Origin of the sequence: Steroidobacter gossypii (assembly GCF_016801985.1) — a bacterium.
Taxonomy (GTDB): Bacteria; Pseudomonadota; Gammaproteobacteria; order Steroidobacterales; family Steroidobacteraceae; genus Steroidobacter; species Steroidobacter gossypii.
Genome location: NZ_JAEVLS010000001.1, coordinates 591,010 through 608,619, shown reverse-complemented (window position 1 = coordinate 608,619; position 17,610 = coordinate 591,010). Strand labels below are relative to the sequence as shown.

21 protein-coding genes are annotated in these 17,610 nt (G+C 63.1%); 5 read left to right on the top strand and 16 right to left on the bottom strand.

Annotated features, from left to right (window positions below; all coding sequences use genetic code 11):
- The first annotated feature begins 54 nt into the window (after window positions 1-54).
- Complete coding sequence (locus tag JM946_RS02765) at window positions 55-2,073, top strand: DUF4394 domain-containing protein (protein WP_203165605.1); 2,019 nt, start codon at window positions 55-57, stop codon at window positions 2,071-2,073.
- Window positions 2,074-2,120: 47 nt separating this feature from the next.
- Here JM946_RS02765 and JM946_RS02760 read toward each other — a convergent pair whose 3' ends face one another.
- From JM946_RS02760 to JM946_RS02695, 14 genes are all read right to left on the bottom strand, one after another.
- Entirely contained in the window at window positions 2,121-2,567 is a 447-nt protein-coding gene (locus JM946_RS02760) for a hypothetical protein (RefSeq protein WP_203165604.1), read from the bottom strand.
- Window positions 2,568-2,682: 115 nt separating this feature from the next.
- Entirely contained in the window at window positions 2,683-4,092 is a 1,410-nt protein-coding gene (locus JM946_RS02755) for an ATP-binding protein (protein ID WP_203165603.1), read from the bottom strand.
- Window positions 4,089-4,808 (bottom strand): response regulator, encoded by a 720-nt coding sequence (locus JM946_RS02750; protein WP_203165602.1) that lies wholly within the window; start codon window positions 4,806-4,808, stop codon window positions 4,089-4,091. The genes JM946_RS02755 and JM946_RS02750 overlap by 4 nt, the downstream gene beginning before the upstream one ends.
- 122 nt (window positions 4,809-4,930) lie before the next feature.
- Window positions 4,931-6,739 carry a GGDEF domain-containing protein gene (locus JM946_RS02745; protein ID WP_203165601.1) on the bottom strand — a complete coding sequence of 603 codons (1,809 nt, stop codon included), beginning with the start codon at window positions 6,737-6,739 and terminating at the stop codon, window positions 4,931-4,933.
- A gap of 16 nt (window positions 6,740-6,755) precedes the next feature.
- Entirely contained in the window at window positions 6,756-7,040 is a 285-nt protein-coding gene (locus JM946_RS02740; protein ID WP_203165600.1) for a hypothetical protein, read from the bottom strand.
- 284 nt (window positions 7,041-7,324) lie between these two features.
- Entirely contained in the window at window positions 7,325-7,861 is a 537-nt protein-coding gene (locus tag JM946_RS02735; protein ID WP_203165599.1) for a GNAT family N-acetyltransferase, read from the bottom strand.
- A 45-nt stretch (window positions 7,862-7,906) separates the two neighbouring features.
- Entirely contained in the window at window positions 7,907-8,707 is an 801-nt protein-coding gene (locus JM946_RS02730) for an SAM-dependent methyltransferase (protein WP_269140910.1), read from the bottom strand.
- A gap of 26 nt (window positions 8,708-8,733) precedes the next feature.
- Window positions 8,734-9,372 (bottom strand): maleylacetoacetate isomerase, encoded by a 639-nt coding sequence (maiA, locus tag JM946_RS02725; protein WP_203165597.1) that lies wholly within the window; start codon window positions 9,370-9,372, stop codon window positions 8,734-8,736.
- A 4-nt stretch (window positions 9,373-9,376) separates the two neighbouring features.
- Window positions 9,377-10,060: a fumarylacetoacetate hydrolase family protein gene (locus JM946_RS02720; RefSeq protein WP_203165596.1), complete on the bottom strand. Its 684-nt coding sequence runs from the start codon at window positions 10,058-10,060 to the stop codon at window positions 9,377-9,379.
- Window positions 10,061-10,089: 29 nt separating this feature from the next.
- Complete coding sequence (locus JM946_RS02715; protein WP_203165595.1) at window positions 10,090-10,869, bottom strand: HvfC/BufC N-terminal domain-containing protein; 780 nt, start codon at window positions 10,867-10,869, stop codon at window positions 10,090-10,092.
- On the bottom strand, window positions 10,866-11,717 hold the full coding sequence (gene bufB / locus JM946_RS02710; RefSeq protein WP_322110887.1) for an MNIO family bufferin maturase: 852 nt from the start codon (window positions 11,715-11,717) through the stop codon (window positions 10,866-10,868). The genes JM946_RS02715 and bufB overlap by 4 nt, the downstream gene beginning before the upstream one ends.
- A gap of 89 nt (window positions 11,718-11,806) precedes the next feature.
- Window positions 11,807-12,052, bottom strand: a complete 246-nt coding sequence (gene bufA2 / locus JM946_RS02705) for a BufA2 family periplasmic bufferin-type metallophore (RefSeq protein WP_203165593.1) — start codon at window positions 12,050-12,052, stop codon at window positions 11,807-11,809.
- A 165-nt stretch (window positions 12,053-12,217) separates the two neighbouring features.
- The gene (locus JM946_RS02700) at window positions 12,218-12,538 is read right to left on the bottom strand and encodes a BON domain-containing protein (protein ID WP_203165592.1); all 321 of its coding nucleotides are present in this window, start codon (window positions 12,536-12,538) and stop codon (window positions 12,218-12,220) included.
- 62 nt (window positions 12,539-12,600) lie between these two features.
- Window positions 12,601-13,029, bottom strand: coding sequence for a hypothetical protein (locus JM946_RS02695; RefSeq protein ID WP_203165591.1), 429 nt, complete (start codon window positions 13,027-13,029; stop codon window positions 12,601-12,603).
- Window positions 13,030-13,351: 322 nt separating this feature from the next.
- On the opposite strand from JM946_RS02695, the gene JM946_RS02690 reads away from it, so the two are divergent.
- From JM946_RS02690 to JM946_RS02675, 4 genes are all read left to right on the top strand, one after another.
- The gene (locus tag JM946_RS02690; protein ID WP_203165590.1) at window positions 13,352-14,782 is read left to right on the top strand and encodes a CHASE3 domain-containing protein; all 1,431 of its coding nucleotides are present in this window, start codon (window positions 13,352-13,354) and stop codon (window positions 14,780-14,782) included.
- A gap of 200 nt (window positions 14,783-14,982) precedes the next feature.
- The gene (locus tag JM946_RS02685; protein WP_203165589.1) at window positions 14,983-15,396 is read left to right on the top strand and encodes a helix-turn-helix domain-containing protein; all 414 of its coding nucleotides are present in this window, start codon (window positions 14,983-14,985) and stop codon (window positions 15,394-15,396) included.
- Between the two features lie 53 nt (window positions 15,397-15,449).
- Window positions 15,450-16,094, top strand: a complete 645-nt coding sequence (locus JM946_RS02680; RefSeq protein WP_407700502.1) for a response regulator — start codon at window positions 15,450-15,452, stop codon at window positions 16,092-16,094.
- A 66-nt stretch (window positions 16,095-16,160) separates the two neighbouring features.
- Window positions 16,161-16,541: a LytR/AlgR family response regulator transcription factor gene (locus JM946_RS02675; protein WP_203165587.1), complete on the top strand. Its 381-nt coding sequence runs from the start codon at window positions 16,161-16,163 to the stop codon at window positions 16,539-16,541.
- A 334-nt stretch (window positions 16,542-16,875) separates the two neighbouring features.
- On the opposite strand, the gene JM946_RS02670 is transcribed toward JM946_RS02675, so the two are convergent.
- A complete protein-coding gene (locus JM946_RS02670) occupies window positions 16,876-17,121 on the bottom strand; it encodes a hypothetical protein (RefSeq protein WP_203165586.1) in 246 nt (81 codons plus the stop codon).
- Window positions 17,122-17,332: 211 nt separating this feature from the next.
- Window positions 17,333-17,581 (bottom strand): EF-hand domain-containing protein, encoded by a 249-nt coding sequence (locus JM946_RS02665; RefSeq protein ID WP_203165585.1) that lies wholly within the window; start codon window positions 17,579-17,581, stop codon window positions 17,333-17,335.
- Window positions 17,582-17,610 lie beyond the last annotated feature (29 nt).

The window sequence follows — 17,610 nt, the reverse complement described above, 5'->3', positions numbered from 1 at the left end:
TGCCGCGAGCTGAACGCTCTCGGCGGCGGTCGCGTGCAACCAGAAGGGATCCCCATGAGATTGATGAAGTTGGGCTCGGCCGCAGTCCTGATCTGCGCGTCCTTCACCTTGCTGAGCGCCTGTGGCGATAACGGTAACGACGAATCGCGTCGGCCTCAAATTACCGCCCCGGATACTCCGCTGCCGCCTGCTTCACTGGGTGTTCCTTACAGCGCGACGTTCGTGTCCCAAGGTCGGGACATCATGTGGAGCGTGAGTGGCTCGCTGCCGCCGGGGCTGTCGCTCGACGCCATGAGTGGGCAATACACCGGCACGCCCACCACGGTGGGTTCGTACTCGTTCACCATCACAGCGTCGAACCCTTCCGGCACCGATAGCCGGGATTACACCCAGAACGTGATGGTGCCGGCCTCGGACAGCAATGCGCTGTTGTCGAACAACAGGCTGGCCGCATTTCCCGCCTCGTTCCCGGCGGGCTTCGAGAATCCCACCGACATCACCGGCGTGAACGATGGCGAGACGCTGGTCAGCATCGACCGACGGCCGCAGAACGGCTTTCTCTACGGGCTCGGCTACAACGCCACCGCGGGTACGGTTCAGCTCTACAGCATCTCGTCGCAAACATCGGTGGCGACGGCGATCGGGACCGCCGGCCGCTTCGTCGATGCGGGCGGCGCGAATGTACGCATTGGCGCCGATGCCAACACCCTCTTCGGCATCGATTTCAACCCGACTGTCGATCGCATTCGCGTGGTGAATAGCGCCGGTCAGAACTTCCGCATGAATCCGAACAACGGTGCGCTGGTCGATGGCGACATGGCCACGCCGGGCGTGAACATGGACGGGCCCATCAACGGCCCCACCGTGTCGGTGCAGGAGACCGCCTATACCAACAGCGCTCCCAACGTGACCGTGACGACTCAGTACACGATCGATCAAACCACCGACACGATCTGTATCCAGAATCCGCCGAACGCGGGCACGCAAACCGTCTGCACGCTGTTGTCGGTGCCGGTGGAGACCGTGCAAGGTTTCGATATCCCGCCCACGGTCACGGTGAGCAGCTCCAACGCTGTCGCGGCAGGAGCGGGCACGGCAGTCGTACTCGCGTCCGGTCGGACGCAGGACGAGCTGGTGAACGTCAATCTCTCCACGGGTGCTGTCACAACCGCGGGCCCGCTCAGCACCGCCGGTGTGATCGGCATAGCGCTTCAGCAGCCGGCAGCCACGCCGTTGTTTGCGCTGTCGGCGGATGGCACGCAGCTGGTGCGCTTGTTGAGCAACGCGCTCAACTCGCCGGTAACCGTGAACATCTCCGGAATCACAGCTGGAGAAACATTGGTGGGCATCGACTTTCGCCCGCAGACCGGCCAGCTGTATTCGTTCGGCGTGAATGCCGCGATGGATAACGGCACGATCTACATCATCGATCCGCTGTCAGGCACCGCCAGTGCGGTTGGCACGGCGGGCTCGATTGCGTTCGTGACCGCCGCGGGAGCGGTCGTCGATCTGCCACCGGCGTCCGCAGGTTACGGCTTCGACTTCAATCCCACCGTGGATCGCATTCGTGTCACCACGGGCACGGGCTTGAATTTCAGGCTGAATCAGATCCTGGGCGTGCCGGTCGACGGCAACGCCAGCGCCGACGGCATCAATCCGGATGGTTCGATCAACGCTCAGCCCGCCGGCTCGACCGGCGTCACTGGCGCGGCTTATACGAACAGTTTCGGCCAGGGCACGGGCGGTGTGACCACTCAGTATGTGATCGACCCGGTCAGCAACATGCTGTTCATCCAGAACCCGCCCAACAACGGCACGCTCACCGCGGGCCAGACCATCACGTTGAACGGCAATACAGTGGATTTCACCGAAGCGAACGGTTTCGATATTCCGTCGACCGTGCGGGTGACGACGGCTTCGGCCGCGGCCACTGGCTCGGCGTTCGCCGCGCTCACGGTGGGTTCGTCGACGCGGCTGTACTCGATCGATCTCAGCAATGGTCGCGCTACGGATTTGGGCGCGCTGCCGGCGGGAATCAGTGGGCTGACGGTGGGTCAGACGGCGATCCGCTAATACCAAAAAAGGACGGCGGTGAGGTCACCGCCGTCCGATTCATCATCTCAGCTGCTGGTGCTCGCCGCGTCAGCGTCATTGCCATCACCGTGGCCGCCGGGACCACGCTTGAAGTGACGGCCAGGGCCACGCTCGCGCAGAGCGTCGAATTTCTTCAGCTGTTCCGGCGTCAGCACGCCGCTGAGCTTGGCGTTGAGTTCCTGCTTGTGTTGCTCGCGCAGAGCTTTCATCTCTTCGCGTGACGGACGTGCGCCCGTGGCGCGAGTCGCTTCGTGCGCGGCACGGACCTGCTGATGATGCTCGTTGAGGATCTTCTCGACCTCGGTCTTCTGGTAGTCGTTCAGGTCCAGCAGCAGCGCCATCCGGTCCATGTCCGGACCGCGCTTGACCGTGCGGGCCTCGCTTTGAGCGGCCGGAGTCGCCGTGGTTTCGGCGGCAAAGGCCACGCCACTGGCAAGCCAGGCAAGCGCAAGCAGGGTGACTTTGGTTTTCATCACAGTGTCTCCGTTAGTGCGTGTCGTTTCAGAACACGGCTTCAGAATAGGCCGGCGGCGGGCCGCGTGCGGTAATGAAGTGTTACTAACTGTAATGTCGTAAAGTCAAGCAGAATCAGCGGCTTGCTGCTTCCCTGGGCAGCACCAGCCGGGCTTCCAGACCGCCGCTCTGCCGATTGTGGAGAGATAGTGAACCGCCGTGGGCCTGGGCGATATCGCGGGCGATGCTCAGCCCCAGGCCGGTGCCGCCGGTGTCGCGATTGCGCGATTGCTCGAGGCGAAAGAACGGCTCGAACACTTTCTCCAGCATGTCTTCGGGAATGCCCGGGCCTTGGTCGCAAACACGCAGGATGAGTTGCGGGCCGTCTTCGATATGGATGCTGGCCCGCGCGCCGTGGCGAATCGCGTTCTGCACCAGGTTGCCGAGACAACGTTTCAACGCGAGTGGCTTGGCGACGTAGGGTGCGCGCGCCGAACCCACGATGGTCACATCGTCACCAAGCTCGGCATGTTGTCGCTGCAGCTCGCGTGCAAGCGCGTCGATGTCCACCGGCACGGCGGCTTCTTCATCGTTCAAACCGCGAAACACGCCGAGCGCGCCGCGAACCATGTTGGACATCTCGTCCAGATCCTCGATGCAGCGCTGGCGCAGCGTGTCGTCATCGATGGATTCCACTCGCAAGCGCAGGCGTGTCAGTGGTGTGCGCAGGTCATGTGACATCGCCGCGAGCACTTGCGTACGACTGTCGAGATAGCGACGCAAGCGCTCCTGCATGGAGTTGAACGCACGTGTCGCACGACGCAGCTCTCTCGCTCCAGTTTCCTTCAACGCAGTCGCAGTGGCGCCGCGACCGACCTCGTCGGCGGCGCGGGCGAGATCGCCAAGAGGACGAGTGATGGTGCGTGTCATCGCATACAACACCACGCTCAGCGCGACGGCGAGGATGCCGAGCTCGAGGAAGATCATCCGCGGCAACGGCGGCCCGGAGCGGGGCGCCAGCGTACGAAACGTCGCTTTGTCGCCGTCCGGCAAAGTCACCGTGACATCGAATATTCGCTCGAAGCGGCGGATGCGCAGAGTGGGTTGTTCGGGCGGCGGCTCCCTGCGGATCGCGTATAGGGGAATGACATCGCCGCGTCGGGCCCGCGGCGGGCCGGTAGAGACTTTGTAGTCTGGACCGAGATGGCGCTGCAGATGAGCGGCGAACGCTCGCTCTAGCGCGGCCTGCTGTTCATCAGGGATGCGCCGCGGCGGCGGGCGCACGTCGCTCGGCGAGAGACGTTGCTCGCGAAGCTGGGTGCGAGCCTCGTCGCGCTGTTCCTGGGACAATCCCGCCAGGTATTGGCTGGTCTCGGCGATCAGGTTGGCCGAGCTGCCGGCGCCGCTCTCGAGCAGCGCGAGCTCGCGGCGCTCTCGTACGATCAGCAGGACGAATACCAGCAGCATGGCCCCGATCACGCCCACGGTCGCCACGAAGAGGCGTCCAAACAACGTGTCGGGCAGCAGCGAGCGCAAGGCCGTCATTCCTGTTCGACCGGAACGCCCATCACGTAGCCTTCGCCATAAACCGTCTTGATGATCTTGGGCGAGCGCGCGTCATCGCGCAGCACCTGTCGCAGCCGGCTGATGCGGACATCGACGCTGCGATCGAAAGGATCGATGTCACGTCCACGCAGCAGCTCCATCAATTGCGAGCGTGACAGCACTCGCGTGGGATGAGCCAGCAGCACGGCAAGCAGACGAAACTCGGCGCCGCTCAACGCATGTTGCGAGCCGTCGGCGTGGGTCAGCGAGCGCGCCGTCACATCGAGTTTCCAGTCGCCGAAGCGATAAGTGGTGACCTGGCTTTGCGAAGGGTCGCGCGGCATGTGTGCCGTCCGCCGCAGGATCGCTTTGATCCTTCCGACCAGCTCGCGCGGGCTGAACGGTTTGGAAAGATAATCGTCGGCGCCGACTTCAAGGCCAACGACCCGGTCGACTTCCTCGCCCAGCGCGGTGAGCATGAGGATAGGGATCTGCGAATGAGCGCGCAGCTCGCGCGTGAGCTTCAGGCCGTCCTCGCCCGGCAACATCAGGTCGAGCACGATCAGGTCGACATGCGACTGTTCCAGAGCGCGACGCATGGCTTTGCCATCGCCCACGGCCGTGGCGCGAAAGCCATTCTTCTGCAGGTAGTCGCCCAGCAGAGTGCGAATTTCACGATCGTCATCGACGATGAGGATATGGCGGGAGTCGGTCATGGCGTCAGCTCAGAGCTTGCGCGCGCAATCATGGCCAATGCTCGCGCCGCGTGCGCGGCTACATTGTAACCAAGTGTTGCGGCCGCGCGGGCCGACACACTGCGTAACGATTTGCCGCGAACTCAGGCGTTACCGGCGCTGCGCAGACCGTTGTCGACGCCGATCATGTTTTGATCGGGGGTGAGGCTGCCACCATCGAACGGCGTGACCCGATCGCGTCCGGCAGCCTTGGCTCGATACAACGCCGCGTCGGCGTGCGCCAGCAATTGGCGCAGTTCGTAGCCTGACTGCTCGGTGGAGGTGACGCCGAAGCTGCCCGAGACCGGACAACGCGCACCCTCGTAGTGCGGATCGATGGCGATCAGAGCCTGCCGCAGCCGTTCGGCGCGTTGCCGCGCGTCGTCGAGTCCGCAGCCCGGCAGCACGATGCCGAATTCTTCGCCGCCGACGCGGCCGAAAATATCGCTGACGCGCAGATGTGCCTGGCACGCCATCACCGCTTGGCGCAGCACGTGATCGCCTGCGGCATGGCCGTGGCGATCGTTGATGGCTTTGAAATGATCGAGGTCGCACAGCACGACGCTGACCTGCTGCTGCGATTTACGCGCCGCTTCGAGCACCGCTTCGGCGAGCTGGATGAAGCGCGGCCGATTGGCGATGCCGGTCAGGCTGTCCACTTGCGACAGCTTCATGAAATACAGCTGCGAGCGCTTGGTGCGATAGGCCCACAGCGCGATGAACACAAGCACCAGCATCAGCAGCGCGATGTACAGGCGACTGGTCTCGGCCGCCTTGCTGTCCAGCTCGCGCTGTAATTGCAGCAGCTTGTTCTCCTGATTCAGCGCTTCGAGCTGCGACTTGGTGGACAGCGTGTTCGACTTGACCCGTTCATAGGCGAGCTGCCGTGCGGTCACGTCGTCGATATAGGTTTTGTCCGCGGCGGCCGATTTTTTCAGGTAGGCGATGGCGTTCGCCAGGTCGCCGCGCTTCTCGGCCTCTTCATAGAGCACGCGATATGCGCTCACCAGCGGCAACGTGAATTGGTCCTTGACGCTGTGTGCGACCGATTGGAGAGCGTAGCGCTGCGCTTCGGCCCCAAAGCCTCGCTGCTGATAGGCCTGCGCCATCAGCGACTCCCATTCGGAAATGCCGCGTGGATAGCGGGTCTGTTCCATATCGCCGTAGTGCCGTTCGAGCAGTGAAATGGCCTCGTCCGCGCGGCGCTCTCGCAGTAACAAACGCACCTTGGTCATGCGAATGCCGCTGGCGGCCAGCGCTTCGCCTTGCGTCAGACAGGCCTCGATGCTCGACTCGAGGTCGGGGTGGTCCGCCTTCAAGCGCTTGGTCTTGCACAGCGCGTCGAGGCGGATCTGCTGGCCACGACACACGCCGCGACCTCGAACGTTTTCCTTGATGACCTGTTCGGCGTAGCGAATGCCCAGATCGTATTCGCCGACCAGCACATAGAGATCGGCAGCCACCGACATGCCTTGCAGCCGCGCGTCCGGATCGGTGACCTCCGGCAGCTTGCTCAATAGTTTATTGAGTTGCAGGAAGGCACCTTCGTATTGGGTGGCCAGGACGCGCACGTTGGCGGCGGTCAGGCCGGCGCGGAATTGCAGCGTGGGGTCGGACGATCGTTCCACGACCGCTTCCAGCAAAGGAACCGCCGCGGTGTACTCGCCCGCGTACGCATGGCGCCAGCCCTGCAGGAACTGCAGCTGGTCGCGCTGTTGCGGGGTCAGCCGATCGGCCTGCTCGCGCAGATCTTCGAGTAGCCGTACGAACTCGGTCGGGTCGACGCTTTTCATCGCGTCCGCCCGCTGCAGCATCGCGGCGAAGTCTGGCGACTCCGCCGCGAGCGACGGCGCCGCCGTCAACAGGCACAAATGAGCGAGTCCGCCCAGCAACCAATGCCGGACGGAACCCATTGCTCTAGGTGATTGCTCAGCCGGCGCGCGCGACACGGCGATCGACGCCGGTGATCTGCTTGTCGTCAGCAGGCTGCTCTTCCTCGGGCTCGTCGTCTTGTGGCGCGTGGACCATGCAGCACACGTTCTTGCTCGCGCCGATCAGCTCCTCGAGCTCGCGGGCGCGCTGCTCCAGGATGGCCGCTTGCACGGCCGGCTCGAGACCGGCGAGCCGCAGCTCCTGAGCCAGTTGCTCGCTGCTGAGCGCTTGCACGCGCGAGCTCTGGCCCATTCTTTCCAACAGATCCACCACATTCGACACGATATGCTCCTCCTCTGCCCCGTTTGTTGTTGCATCGATGACCGCTGCATGACGCAGCCGTTGTCGCCCGCTGTCGATCAGACTAGAGCAAGCGCTCCGCGACGGGCTCTCGAACGTTCCACAGAAACATTCATCCGCCGCTCCGAGATCGGATTGCGATCCGCGAGTTAACAGAATTATGCCTGTTTCGAAGCCCTTCGATGGGCCCGGATGGGGTGAAAACGGCGCTCGGCAGCCGTGCTGGCGCGAGAAACGCCGGGCGGAGTCGGAATTTCTCCGGCCCGTTACCGTTCGTTCCGAACAGTGGATGCCGTGAGCGCCGAGGGCGGCGACCAGAATCGACGACGAACCGACCAGGCATTCCGTTGCCCATGCTCAGACTCCTGCCGGGCGAGGTTGCCACGGTGTGCAAAGCCTACGCTATGCATGACCCGCTGCACAGCCACATGGTCGACCGCGAATTCCACCCACAGCTCATCCACCGGCAAGCGCGCGAACACCTGCTGAATCAGCTCCGTGATGGCTTCCTTCGCATAGCCCCTGCTGCGGGCGGGTGCGACGAACATGAAGCCAGCTTGAACGCTGCGAGCTTCGGCATCGAAGTCCTGCAGGCTGCACAGACCAACCGCGGTGTTCGTGGTCTTCTCGCACACCACCAGAAACACGCGCTCGATGGGCTGGCGCTGCATGCCGGCGAGCGCGCTCCGGAAACTTCTGGCGGCGCGTTCCGGAGACAGAGGAGCGCCGATGAAACGCATGGTTTCGGCATCCGTATACAGATGCTCATAGAGGGCCGCATCAGCCGCCTCGATAGGGCGCATGAGCAGTCTGGCGGTTTCCACTGGAAACGCGTGCACCGCCCGCCCTCAGCTCTGCGCGGCGAACTCGCGGTCGAGCGCGGAGAGGCGCTCGCGGATGTGATGATCGGGCTGCAGTGGCTGCGCCGGTGGAATCACCAACGTGCAATGCATATCGGCTTCGACTTGGGGCAAGCGCCCGAGCGCCACTCGAATGATCTTCGGAGTGAAGGTGGGCAGCGTCGCCGCCCGATAGAGGATCGCTTCGTGTTCCAGCGGATAGTCGCGGCTCAACACGTCGACCAGCACTTGTCGATACGCCGCGCCGGTGGAAAAGCGCGCCAGCGACTGATCCCCGGACAGGCCGACCTGCCACAGAATCAGATACGCCCCGGTATCCAGGCGGCGCCGATTGAACATGAACTGACTGGCTTCGTAGTGCTGGCAGCCGTATTTGCCAGGATCGAAGCCGAGATCCGCGTACAAGCAATCGGCCGCGGACACACCAGGCTCCATGTGCGCGCTATAGCCTTCGCGGCGCGCGATCTCGATGGCCTTGTGGGTCGGCCAGGCGAACACGCCGGGATGCCCATAAAAGGCGGCGCAAACGCGTTTGCCGGCGCGCACTTCGGCGAGCATGGTGTCGACCATCTCGCGATAGGTCTGCATGCGCGATTTGCCCTCCTGATAGAGCGGCTGCAGGCTGCGCACATCCTTGTTCATTCCCGCGATCCACATTTCGACGATGCCGTCGGACAGCCCGGTGAACACCACGTCGGCATTCTGGATGTGATCGCGCGCCAGCGGAGTCAGATGCGATCCGAGGGTCATGCCGATACCCACGCACACCAGGCTGCCGCGTCCTTTCATGAGATTGCTTGGCTCGGTCACTGAGGCTACTTGGCGTCGGGCTGAACTTCCGGACGCGCCGACGCGAACGCCGGCAGGGATTCCAGATGGGTGCTGATCGCGACCAGCTTGGGAAACGCCGTGAGGTCGGTATCGAAGCGGCGCGCGTTGTACATCTGCGGCACCAGGCACACATCCGCCAGCGACAGGCTGTCGCCGAAACAGTAGCGCTGCGCGCTCGAGAACCTGGCGACTTCCTGCTCCAGGCCGCGAAAGCCTTCGGCGACCCAGTGCCGATACCAGGTATTCACGCCGTCCTCGTTCTGGCCGAGGTTGTGACGCAGATAATTCAGCACTCGCAGGTTGTTGAGCGGATGAATGTCACAAGCGATGGCGAGCGCCATCGAGCGCACCTGAGCTCGCGCCAGCGGCTCGCTCGGCAGCAGCTTCGGCTGCGGGTAAACCTCGTCGAGATATTCGATGATGGCCAGCGATTGTGAGATCACCGCGCCGTCGATGTCCAAGGCCGGGATCAGGCCTTGCGGATTCAACGCGAGATAGTCCGGCGCGCGATGTTCGTTCCTGGCGAAGGCCTTGGCGACGCGCTCGTATTCGAGACCTTTCAGGTTCAGGGCGATGCGCGCACGGAACGCGGCCGAGCTGCGAAAGAAATTGTAGAGCTTCATGCGGTTAGATCAGAGTCACGAGAAGAGATTCGAGGCCGTCGACGCCGCCTTCGAGCCGGTCGTTGGGCTTGATGGCCGCGACGCCCGCGGGCGTGCCGGTGAAAATCAGATCGCCGGGACACAGCTCGAACAAGGTCGATAGCTCGGCGATGATTTCCGGGACGCTCCAGATCATGTCCGATAGCGCCCCTTGCTGGCGCAATTGGCCGTTGACCTTCAGCCAGATCTTGCTGCCGTTGAGCTGCGCGTCTTTTATGGGAGTGATGGCGCCGATGGGCGCGGAGCGATCGAAGCCCTTGGCGGTGTCCCAGGGTCGTCCTTTGTCTTTCGCTGCGGCCTGCAAGTCCCGCCTGGTGAGGTCGAGCCCCACCGCGTAGCCGAACACGTGCGACAGCGCCTGTGAAATGCCGATGTTTGCGCCGCCAGTGTCGATGGCGACCACCAACTCGATTTCGTGATGCAAGTCGCCGGTGCGCGAGGGGAATGGCAGTTGCGTGCCGCTCGGTACGACCGCGTCCGCGGGCTTGGTGAAGAAGAACGGCGGTTCGCGCTCCGGGTCATTGCCCATTTCGCGGGCGTGCGCGGCGTAGTTGCGACCCACGCAATAAATGCGGTGCACGGGAAAGCGCTCGGTACGTCCGACGATAGCCACGCCGGGCGGCGCCGGCGGCGGAAAAACAAAGGACATGGGTACGCGGCCCGGAATGTTTCGGGCCGCTAGGATACTCCGACGATCATTTGATCCACCACCCAGCGCTTGAGCATGCTCGCCGCCTGCGCGGGCACCGCTTCCGCTTCATGCCAGGCGCACAGGGTGTCGCAGAGCGCTTCGAACGTCCCTCCCGCACGCATGACTTCCAGAGCCGCGTGCTCGTCGGCTTCGAGCGAGCGGTACTGGGTCTTCAGCCCTTCGCGCCAGATCAGCCAGGCTTGCGGCTGCTCGAGCGCCACCGGGGGCGGTGGCAGGGTTTCTTCTGTCAGCGCCTTGAACAGCTGCGGCGCGTTGCTCTGCAGCTGCAGGCATTGCACGGTCGGATGGAACTGAAACTGCAGCGTTGGCCATTGCTCGGGGGCCACGGCCGCCAGTGTCGCGACCGTCGCAGGCTCTGCATCCGGACCGTCGAACGCCGCGGCGATGGTCCATTCCCAAGTGGCGAGTTCGGCCAGCCACGGTTGCTCCGGAAACGAACGTCGCAACAGGCGCGGCAGCTGATCGCCGAACCAGCGGATGGAGGGATAGCTGGACGGACACAGGTCGATATATTCGAGGGCGGTCGCCGAGAACGGCTCCTTGCCCATGAGCTGTTGCAGGCGGGGCAGGGTGCTTGCGAGCGCATCGGTGAGTCGCAGCCGATACGCTTCGGAATAGATGCCCAGGCGAACGCTTGCCGGCACACTCGGGCTTCCGCCGACGGCCTCGATGATGCGTTCTTGTCCATGCATGACATGGCGCTGGAAGTCACGCTGCAATTCGGCCAAGGCGCGCGCGTCGCTCATGCCGCCGACCTGGAGGCTTGTGCGGCCGCCGTGATCTCGCGGGCGCGATCCAGCTCGGCGAGCAACACATCGATCTCGGGGATATTGTCGTCGCGCTCGATCATGGTCGACACCGGGCCGAAGCGCTCCACGGCCGCGTGAAACAGTTGCCACACCTCCTCGCAGACCGGCGCATCGTGCGTATCGATGAGATAGTCGCCCATATTGCGATGACCAGCGAGGTGAAATTGCTGGACTCGCTCCACCGGAATGCCGCGCAGATAGGCCATGGGATCGAAGCCGTGGTTCACGCTGCTGACATACACGTTGTTCACATCCAGCAGCAGGTGACAGTCGGCTCGCAGGGCGATTTCACGGAGGAATTCCCACTCGGTCATGTCCGAGTGGGTGAAGCTCACGTAGCTGGACACGTTCTCCAATACCAGCCGGCGGCCGAGTCGTTCCTGAACGGCAGCGATCCGCGACACGACGTGCCGCAAGGCCGCCTCGGTGAATGGCATGGGCATGAGGTCGTGCAGATTGACGCCGTCGACGCCGGTCCAGCACAGATGATCGGACACCCACGCCGGCTCGACGCGATCGGCCAGGGCTTTCACTTCGGCGAGATAGGTTTCGTTCAGCGCATCGGCGCTGCCGATGGACAGCGACACTCCATGTAGCACGATCGGGTATTCGGCGCGCAACCGCTCCAGGTAGTGCAGCGGTTTGCCGCCGGGGACCAGATAGTTCTCAGTCAGGGCTTCCAGCCAGCCGACGCTGCCCTGGCGCTCGCCCAGCAACGCTTCGTAGTGCGCCGGGCGAACGCCGAGGCCGAATCCAAGAGAGGGTAGAGCAGACGATTTAGACACGGAACGCTCGCAGGCTGGAACAGGAAGCGGCGCGACGGCGCCATGAGATGTCGCGCCGCCCTGTTCATCAGACCGGGCCGGAGCCGAAGTTATTTCTTCAGCTTGGCCTTGGCGGCGTCGCATTCCGCCTTGGTCAGCATCAGGAAGCCCTGACCCTTGCAGGCGTTCTTGCCGGCGCAGGCATTGGCTTGGGTGCCACAGGCGCTGGTGCCCTTGCACGCATTCACGCCTTCGCACTTCACCTTGGCTTCGTCCGCCTGGGCCGCGGTCAGCGGGGCGCTACTGAACATCACCGCGGCGGCGGTGGCCAACGCCAGAGTAGAAAGTTTCTTCATCGATGCCATTCCTCGTGGAAAGTGGACGCTTCGAAGGCGAAGCGCTGGAGTATACGCAGTCGGCGAAGTTTCGGATTCAGCGCTTGCTGTCGCCATTTGGCATCGTCCGGACAACAAAAAGGGCGGGTGATTACTCACCCGCCCTTGCTGCTATCCGCTCGCAAATCAGCCGCCTTTGCGGATCTCCAGCGCGTCCTTGACGCTCTTCACGCCGTCGACGTCTCGGGCCAGCTGCAGCGCCCGGGTGCGAGCCTGATCGGTTTCGACGAAGCCGCTCAACTGCACCGTGCCCTTGAACGTCTCGACGTTGATCTGATGCGCCTTGGTCACCGGATCTTCGATCAGCTTGGCCTTGACCTTGGCCGTGACGACGCCGTCGTCGATCGCCTGGCCGGTCGATTGCTGCGTCGGAGTCGACGAGCATCCGACGACCGTCGAGGCCATGATTGCGGCCAACAACAATGCCGCCGTGTTTTGCCGTGCCATATCCATCGCTCCTGAACTGATGAGTTCCTGAAATCTGCCTGACAATCTACCTTTGAGATCTATCAACCCGCGCCGTCGCGGCGAGCCTCGGCCGCACGCTTGGCGTTTTCCAGATCGGCGTCCGCACGCTCCTTGCAGTCTTCCTGAGCCGTGCCCTGCAGCGCATCGCATTTCTCTACCGCGATTTTATGCGTGGCTTCGGCGCGGGCTACAGCGACTTTGAAATCGCCCTGGGCGGCGGTCTCGCTGGCGTCGCGAGCCTGATCGGCCACGGCGTCGGCGTTATTGTCCCGTTGCGCGTCGATCACATCTTCGTGCGCGTCGGCCATGGACTCCTGGGCCTCGTTCTGCGCATCCGTCACATCGCGCTGAGCTTCCTGCTGAGCGCTGGCGACGTCCTGTTGAACGTCGGCTGGCGACTCGGCCTTGTTGCAGCCCGCCAGAGCCAGACCTGCCGCGGCAAGAATCAAATAACAAACATTGCTCTTCATGTGCATGCCCTCGAAACAGTTACTGGTGATCCGCGCGCTCCACGATTCAATCCCCCTGCCAAACGGTCAGTTCCCCCACAGTGGGTGCAAGCGCTTGGCAGCGCGCGGAATTCGCGTCGATAACGTGCCGATGAAATGCAAGGTTCCGCGCACACGCGGCGCGCTGCGTCAAGTGATCGTCCTGTTGTTGCACGAGCGTGTATATGTGACCTGCGCGACTGAATGGCGACATGGGCGTTGTCCGACGGCAACATCTGACCAAGGAACCAAGAAATGTACACAGCCGTTGCAGCCACGACTGTCTCATTGCCTGCAGGAGGCCATGGTCGACGCAACTCACAGCGGGCATTCTCCGAATGCAACGGTGAACAAGCCGCCGGCGGCGACCGGAGGCGTGCCCCTGCACGTGCGCCTCGTGATCGTGATTTCGATCGCGCTGCTGATGGTCAACGCCACGCTGCTGATCATCAACACCGCGGCCACCATGGATTCGCATGCGCAATATGCTCGCTCCTACGAAATCAAACGCTCGCTGAGCTCGTTTCAGTCAGTGCTCACGGCGGCCGAGAGCGGCCAGCGCGGTTATTTGCTCACCGGTCAGACCGGATATCTGGAACCCTATTACGTGGCGATGCGCAGCTGGCGCACCGAAATCGACAAGCTGCGCAATCTCACCTCGGAAAACCCGGCCCGACAACAAGACATCGGCGAGCTGGAGCAACTCACCGCGGCCGCCATCAGTCGCCTGAAAGCGACAATCAGCCGCAGTCCGCAGCCGGGCCCGAATGGCACCGCCGATGTCGCAGGCACCGAGCAAGCCACGACCACGATGGATCGCGTGCGAGGCATCGTCGATCGAATGGTCGCGGAGGAAGATGCACGCATCGAAGCTTTGCGCCGCGAGGTGTTGCGAGATCTGCTCGTCGCTGGCGGGCTGGCGTTGCTCACCACGGTTGTGACAGTGGCGGTGTTGATCGGTCTCAACAAACTGTTGCGCAAGTATGTGCGCGATCGTGAGAAGGCCGAGAACGCCATCCTGCAGGCCAATCAAGCCTTGAACGAGCAGGTCGAACAGCGCACTGCCGAGCTCACCGAGCTTTCACAACATCTGATCCGCGTTTCGGAAGAGGAGAAGGCCAAGCTCGCGCGCGAGTTGCATGACACCTTGGGCAGCAATCTCACCGCCATCAACATGGACTTGAACTGGATCCAGCGTCGCCTGCCGGAGAGCACGCGCGAGATCAAGGAACGGCTGCAACGGGTGCTGCAGATGTTGACCGAGACTGTCGAGCTCAAGCACGAAGTGATCGAAGGCTTGCGGCCCAGTCACCTGGACAACCTGGGCCTGGCGTTCGCCATGCGCTCGCACTGTCGCGAGTTCACGCGTCGCACCGGGCTGCCCTGCGAGGTGGATGTGCAGGAGGATTTCGACGATCTGGATCCGGCGCGGTCGATCGCGTTCTATCGGATTGCGCAGGAATCGCTCACCAACATCGCCAAGCATGCGCAGGCCACCCGGGTTCGCATCATTCTGGCGCGCGAAGATGGCGGCGTCCGTCTGCGCATCATCGACGACGGCGTCGGCGTGGCCGAAGAGTCACTCAGCAAACCCAAATCCCACGGCGTGGTCGGCATGCGCGAACGAATGCGCCAGATGGGCGGCAAATTCCAAATCCGCCGCCCCGAAGAGGGCACCGGCACCATCGTCGAAGCCTTCATCCCCGCCAGCAACCCCGCCGCGATCTCCGCCTGACACCGCGGAGCGCTTGGGGACTGCGACGGGAAATCTGTTCCGGGCGTCGGGTCTGTGGGGGCCAAAACCAGGGGTCCGGGTCAGTACGTAGGAAACGTCTGACGGTACGAACTTCACTTTGTGGGGAACTTTTCCTCGCCCTGACGCCGTTGTGATCCATCGGGCCACCAAGTGTAAAGCTGACCGTCAGGAGCGTTCGCATGGAGAATCATGTCGAGAGGGCAACCCACAGTGATCATCGCGCCAACTACGGCGATGAGGCCCATCCGGGCGACGAGCTGTCGAACGAGGAGCTGTCGACCGAGAGTGTCGAGCGCGGCGAGCGCAATCATGCGCAAGCGCCGGTTGCGCTACGCATTCCGGTAGGCACCAACCTCGCCGACGTCGAGCGCTGGATGATCTTTGCCACGCTTCAGAAGTGCGGTGGAAACAAGACGCGCGCGGCGGCGTTGCTGGGGGTGAGTCTGAAGACTCTTTACAACCGCCTCAATGCATACCGCGCGCAGGGTCTGGCCATGGACTACGGTCTCAGTGACGGTCAGGACGTGGCCATTACCACCTTGCAGGGGGGCGACCTCCGTGAAGCCATGACCGAGGTACCGCAGCGATGTTGAATCCCAACGAAGTAGGCTCTCGGGAAAATGAAGCCAGGGACGCGTATCAGGCCATGCATACGCCGATTCGCGTGTTGATCGTCGACGACCACGCCATTCTCCGCGCCGGTGTGCGCGAGATGCTGGCGGAGGAGCAGGATCTCCAGGTGGTCGCCGAAGCCGGCTCGGCCGAGGACGCGACTCAACAGTTGCGCAACGGCCTGCAGGTCGACGTGGTGGTGCTCGACATCACCTTGCCCGGCCAGAGCGGCATCGATCTGCTGAAGCAGCTCAAGCGCGATCAGCCGGAGCTGGCGATCCTGGTGCTGAGCATGCATCCGGAGCGCAGCTTCGCCGTCCGTCTGATGCGCGCCGGCGCCAACGGCTATGTGCCCAAGATGATCGTGCCCGAAGAGCTGGTGAAAGCCGTGCGTGCGGTCGGCACCGGCCGTCGCTACATCACGCCGCTGGTCGCCGAGCTGCTGGCGTCGGAGTGTGCGGCGGACGAAGAAGGCCCGATGCACAACCGGCTGTCGGAGCGCGAGCTGCAGGTGTTCACGCGTATTGCGCGTGGCGTCTCGCCGGCCGTGATGGCTAACGAGCTCGGGCTCAGCGTCAAGACCGTGAGCACCTATCGGGCGCGCATCCTGGAAAAGATGGGCATGCGCAGTAACGCCGAGATCGCGGCCTACGCGGTCCGCAATCAACTGGTGGAGTGAGGTCGGTACTAGCTGGAGAGCGGGGATGAGCGGACGGAAGGCTCCCCTCCTGCCCAGGCGCGAGTCATGGCTGGATCCGAGCTGACGATCTACATCGTTGAGGACTCGCCTGCGGTCATGGAGCGCCTGGTGGAAGCCGTGGGCGATATCCCAAACGCCAAGGTGGTGGGGAGCGCCGATGCCGTGGCCGCTGCGCTGGAAGGGATGCGACTGGCGCAACCCCGGGTACTGATTCTCGACATCCAGCTACGCGGCGGTAGCGGCTTTCAGGTGCTCAAGCAATTAAGGGCAAGCCGCAGCCGACCCGAGGCCGTGATCGTGGTTACGAATCATCCATCCGATGATTACCGGATTGCGAGCCGCGAGTGTGGCGCGGATCATTTCTTCGACAAGGCTTCGGAGTTTCACAAGGTACGCGAGGTATTGCTGCAGATCGACGCGGCCTGAGCTGCCAGTGAGTAACTGCCGAAATAAAACCGCAGCCACATGACGGAACATACTCAGGATCCTGCGCGTCCGGTCGTGCGTTGTGCGACCACTGCTTGGATCCTTTCTGCCGGATTATCGACCAGCGATGCGACGCCAGTGATGCGAACGGACCTCGACAAGGATTAACGCACCGATCAACCGAACCCTGCGCAACTCGTTACATGGACCTCCCCAGGACGATGGGGGCACCCGCTGAGAACCCATCGGACACCATGCTGACGGCTGCGCACTTCAAGGCCGCGCTCTTCATTCGAGCGCGGCCTATTTTTATCCGGCGCCTTCCTGTCAGACGCTAGGAGCGCTCGCGGTCCTCATGACTGATGTTGCGGCTCCACTCGGCGCGGCTGCGCGAGGCGTCGTATTCGACGGCCGTTTCGGAATGAGTGCTGCGACATTCGTCCTGCCAGCGCACCACGACGTAGCGGCCGGTGCGCAACTGCCAGACGTCGCCACGCAGATCCACGTCGCTGTCTTTGAGGCGGACCGGGTCGCCGATGCGCAACTGGTGGCGCATCTGTTCACTCATTTCGCTGCTCATGAAGTCTCCTTACTCAGCGCTATCGGCACGAGCAGCGCGCTAGGTTAGGGGCAACCTCCTGGATGTTCGACTAGGGGAAAGCAGTAAGCCCCCGGTTCATGCGGGGAATGAGCATTACGTCACGCGCCATGCGGGGGGCGCGTGTGAGCCATATCACATATTGCTGCGGGGTTGTCTTTGACAAAATCCCCGATCGCGCTCGACGGGCGCGCTATTCAGTCCACCAGCCCATGAACTCTTCGAACGAGATCGAGCCGTCGCCGTCGGCGTCGGTGAGCTCGAAGGCGAGCAGGCATTCGTCCTCGGACAGGTCCTGATCCAGCGAGCGCAACAGCGCGCTGAACTCCTGATGCACGATCCAGCCGTCGGCGTTGCTGTCGCAGGCGTCGAAGCTTTGTTTCAGCTCCTTCAGATCGGCGGCGTCTACGTCGATGTCCTTGACTGCATCCAGGTCCGGCATGGGGTTCATCCTTTTGATAGCGGTGCTTT

What these genes read in the sequence shown, in the direction of transcription:
- JM946_RS02700 (WP_203165592.1), bottom strand. Translation starts at nt 12,538, where the DNA reads ATGGCACGGCAAAACACGGCGGCATTGTTGTTGGCCGCAATCATGGCC.
- JM946_RS02695 (WP_203165591.1), bottom strand. Translation starts at nt 13,029, where the DNA reads ATGAAGAGCAATGTTTGTTATTTGATTCTTGCCGCGGCAGGTCTGGCT.
- JM946_RS02665 (WP_203165585.1), bottom strand. Translation starts at nt 17,581, where the DNA reads ATGCCGGACCTGGATGCAGTCAAGGACATCGACGTAGACGCCGCCGAT.
- JM946_RS02675 (WP_203165587.1), top strand. Translation starts at nt 16,161, where the DNA reads ATGGCTGGATCCGAGCTGACGATCTACATCGTTGAGGACTCGCCTGCG.
- maiA (WP_203165597.1), bottom strand. Translation starts at nt 9,372, where the DNA reads ATGAAGCTCTACAATTTCTTTCGCAGCTCGGCCGCGTTCCGTGCGCGC.
- JM946_RS02745 (WP_203165601.1), bottom strand. Translation starts at nt 6,739, where the DNA reads ATGGGTTCCGTCCGGCATTGGTTGCTGGGCGGACTCGCTCATTTGTGC.
- JM946_RS02735 (WP_203165599.1), bottom strand. Translation starts at nt 7,861, where the DNA reads ATGCGCCCTATCGAGGCGGCTGATGCGGCCCTCTATGAGCATCTGTAT.
- JM946_RS02760 (WP_203165604.1), bottom strand. Translation starts at nt 2,567, where the DNA reads ATGAAAACCAAAGTCACCCTGCTTGCGCTTGCCTGGCTTGCCAGTGGC.
- JM946_RS02690 (WP_203165590.1), top strand. Translation starts at nt 13,352, where the DNA reads ATGGTCGACGCAACTCACAGCGGGCATTCTCCGAATGCAACGGTGAAC.
- bufA2 (WP_203165593.1), bottom strand. Translation starts at nt 12,052, where the DNA reads ATGAAGAAACTTTCTACTCTGGCGTTGGCCACCGCCGCCGCGGTGATG.
- JM946_RS02685 (WP_203165589.1), top strand. Translation starts at nt 14,983, where the DNA reads ATGGAGAATCATGTCGAGAGGGCAACCCACAGTGATCATCGCGCCAAC.
- JM946_RS02720 (WP_203165596.1), bottom strand. Translation starts at nt 10,060, where the DNA reads ATGTCCTTTGTTTTTCCGCCGCCGGCGCCGCCCGGCGTGGCTATCGTC.
- JM946_RS02730 (WP_269140910.1), bottom strand. Translation starts at nt 8,707, where the DNA reads ATGAAAGGACGCGGCAGCCTGGTGTGCGTGGGTATCGGCATGACCCTC.
- JM946_RS02680 (WP_407700502.1), top strand. Translation starts at nt 15,450, where the DNA reads ATGCATACGCCGATTCGCGTGTTGATCGTCGACGACCACGCCATTCTC.
- JM946_RS02670 (WP_203165586.1), bottom strand. Translation starts at nt 17,121, where the DNA reads ATGAGCAGCGAAATGAGTGAACAGATGCGCCACCAGTTGCGCATCGGC.
- JM946_RS02755 (WP_203165603.1), bottom strand. Translation starts at nt 4,092, where the DNA reads ATGACGGCCTTGCGCTCGCTGCTGCCCGACACGTTGTTTGGACGCCTC.
- JM946_RS02765 (WP_203165605.1), top strand. Translation starts at nt 55, where the DNA reads ATGAGATTGATGAAGTTGGGCTCGGCCGCAGTCCTGATCTGCGCGTCC.
- JM946_RS02715 (WP_203165595.1), bottom strand. Translation starts at nt 10,869, where the DNA reads ATGAGCGACGCGCGCGCCTTGGCCGAATTGCAGCGTGACTTCCAGCGC.
- JM946_RS02750 (WP_203165602.1), bottom strand. Translation starts at nt 4,808, where the DNA reads ATGACCGACTCCCGCCATATCCTCATCGTCGATGACGATCGTGAAATT.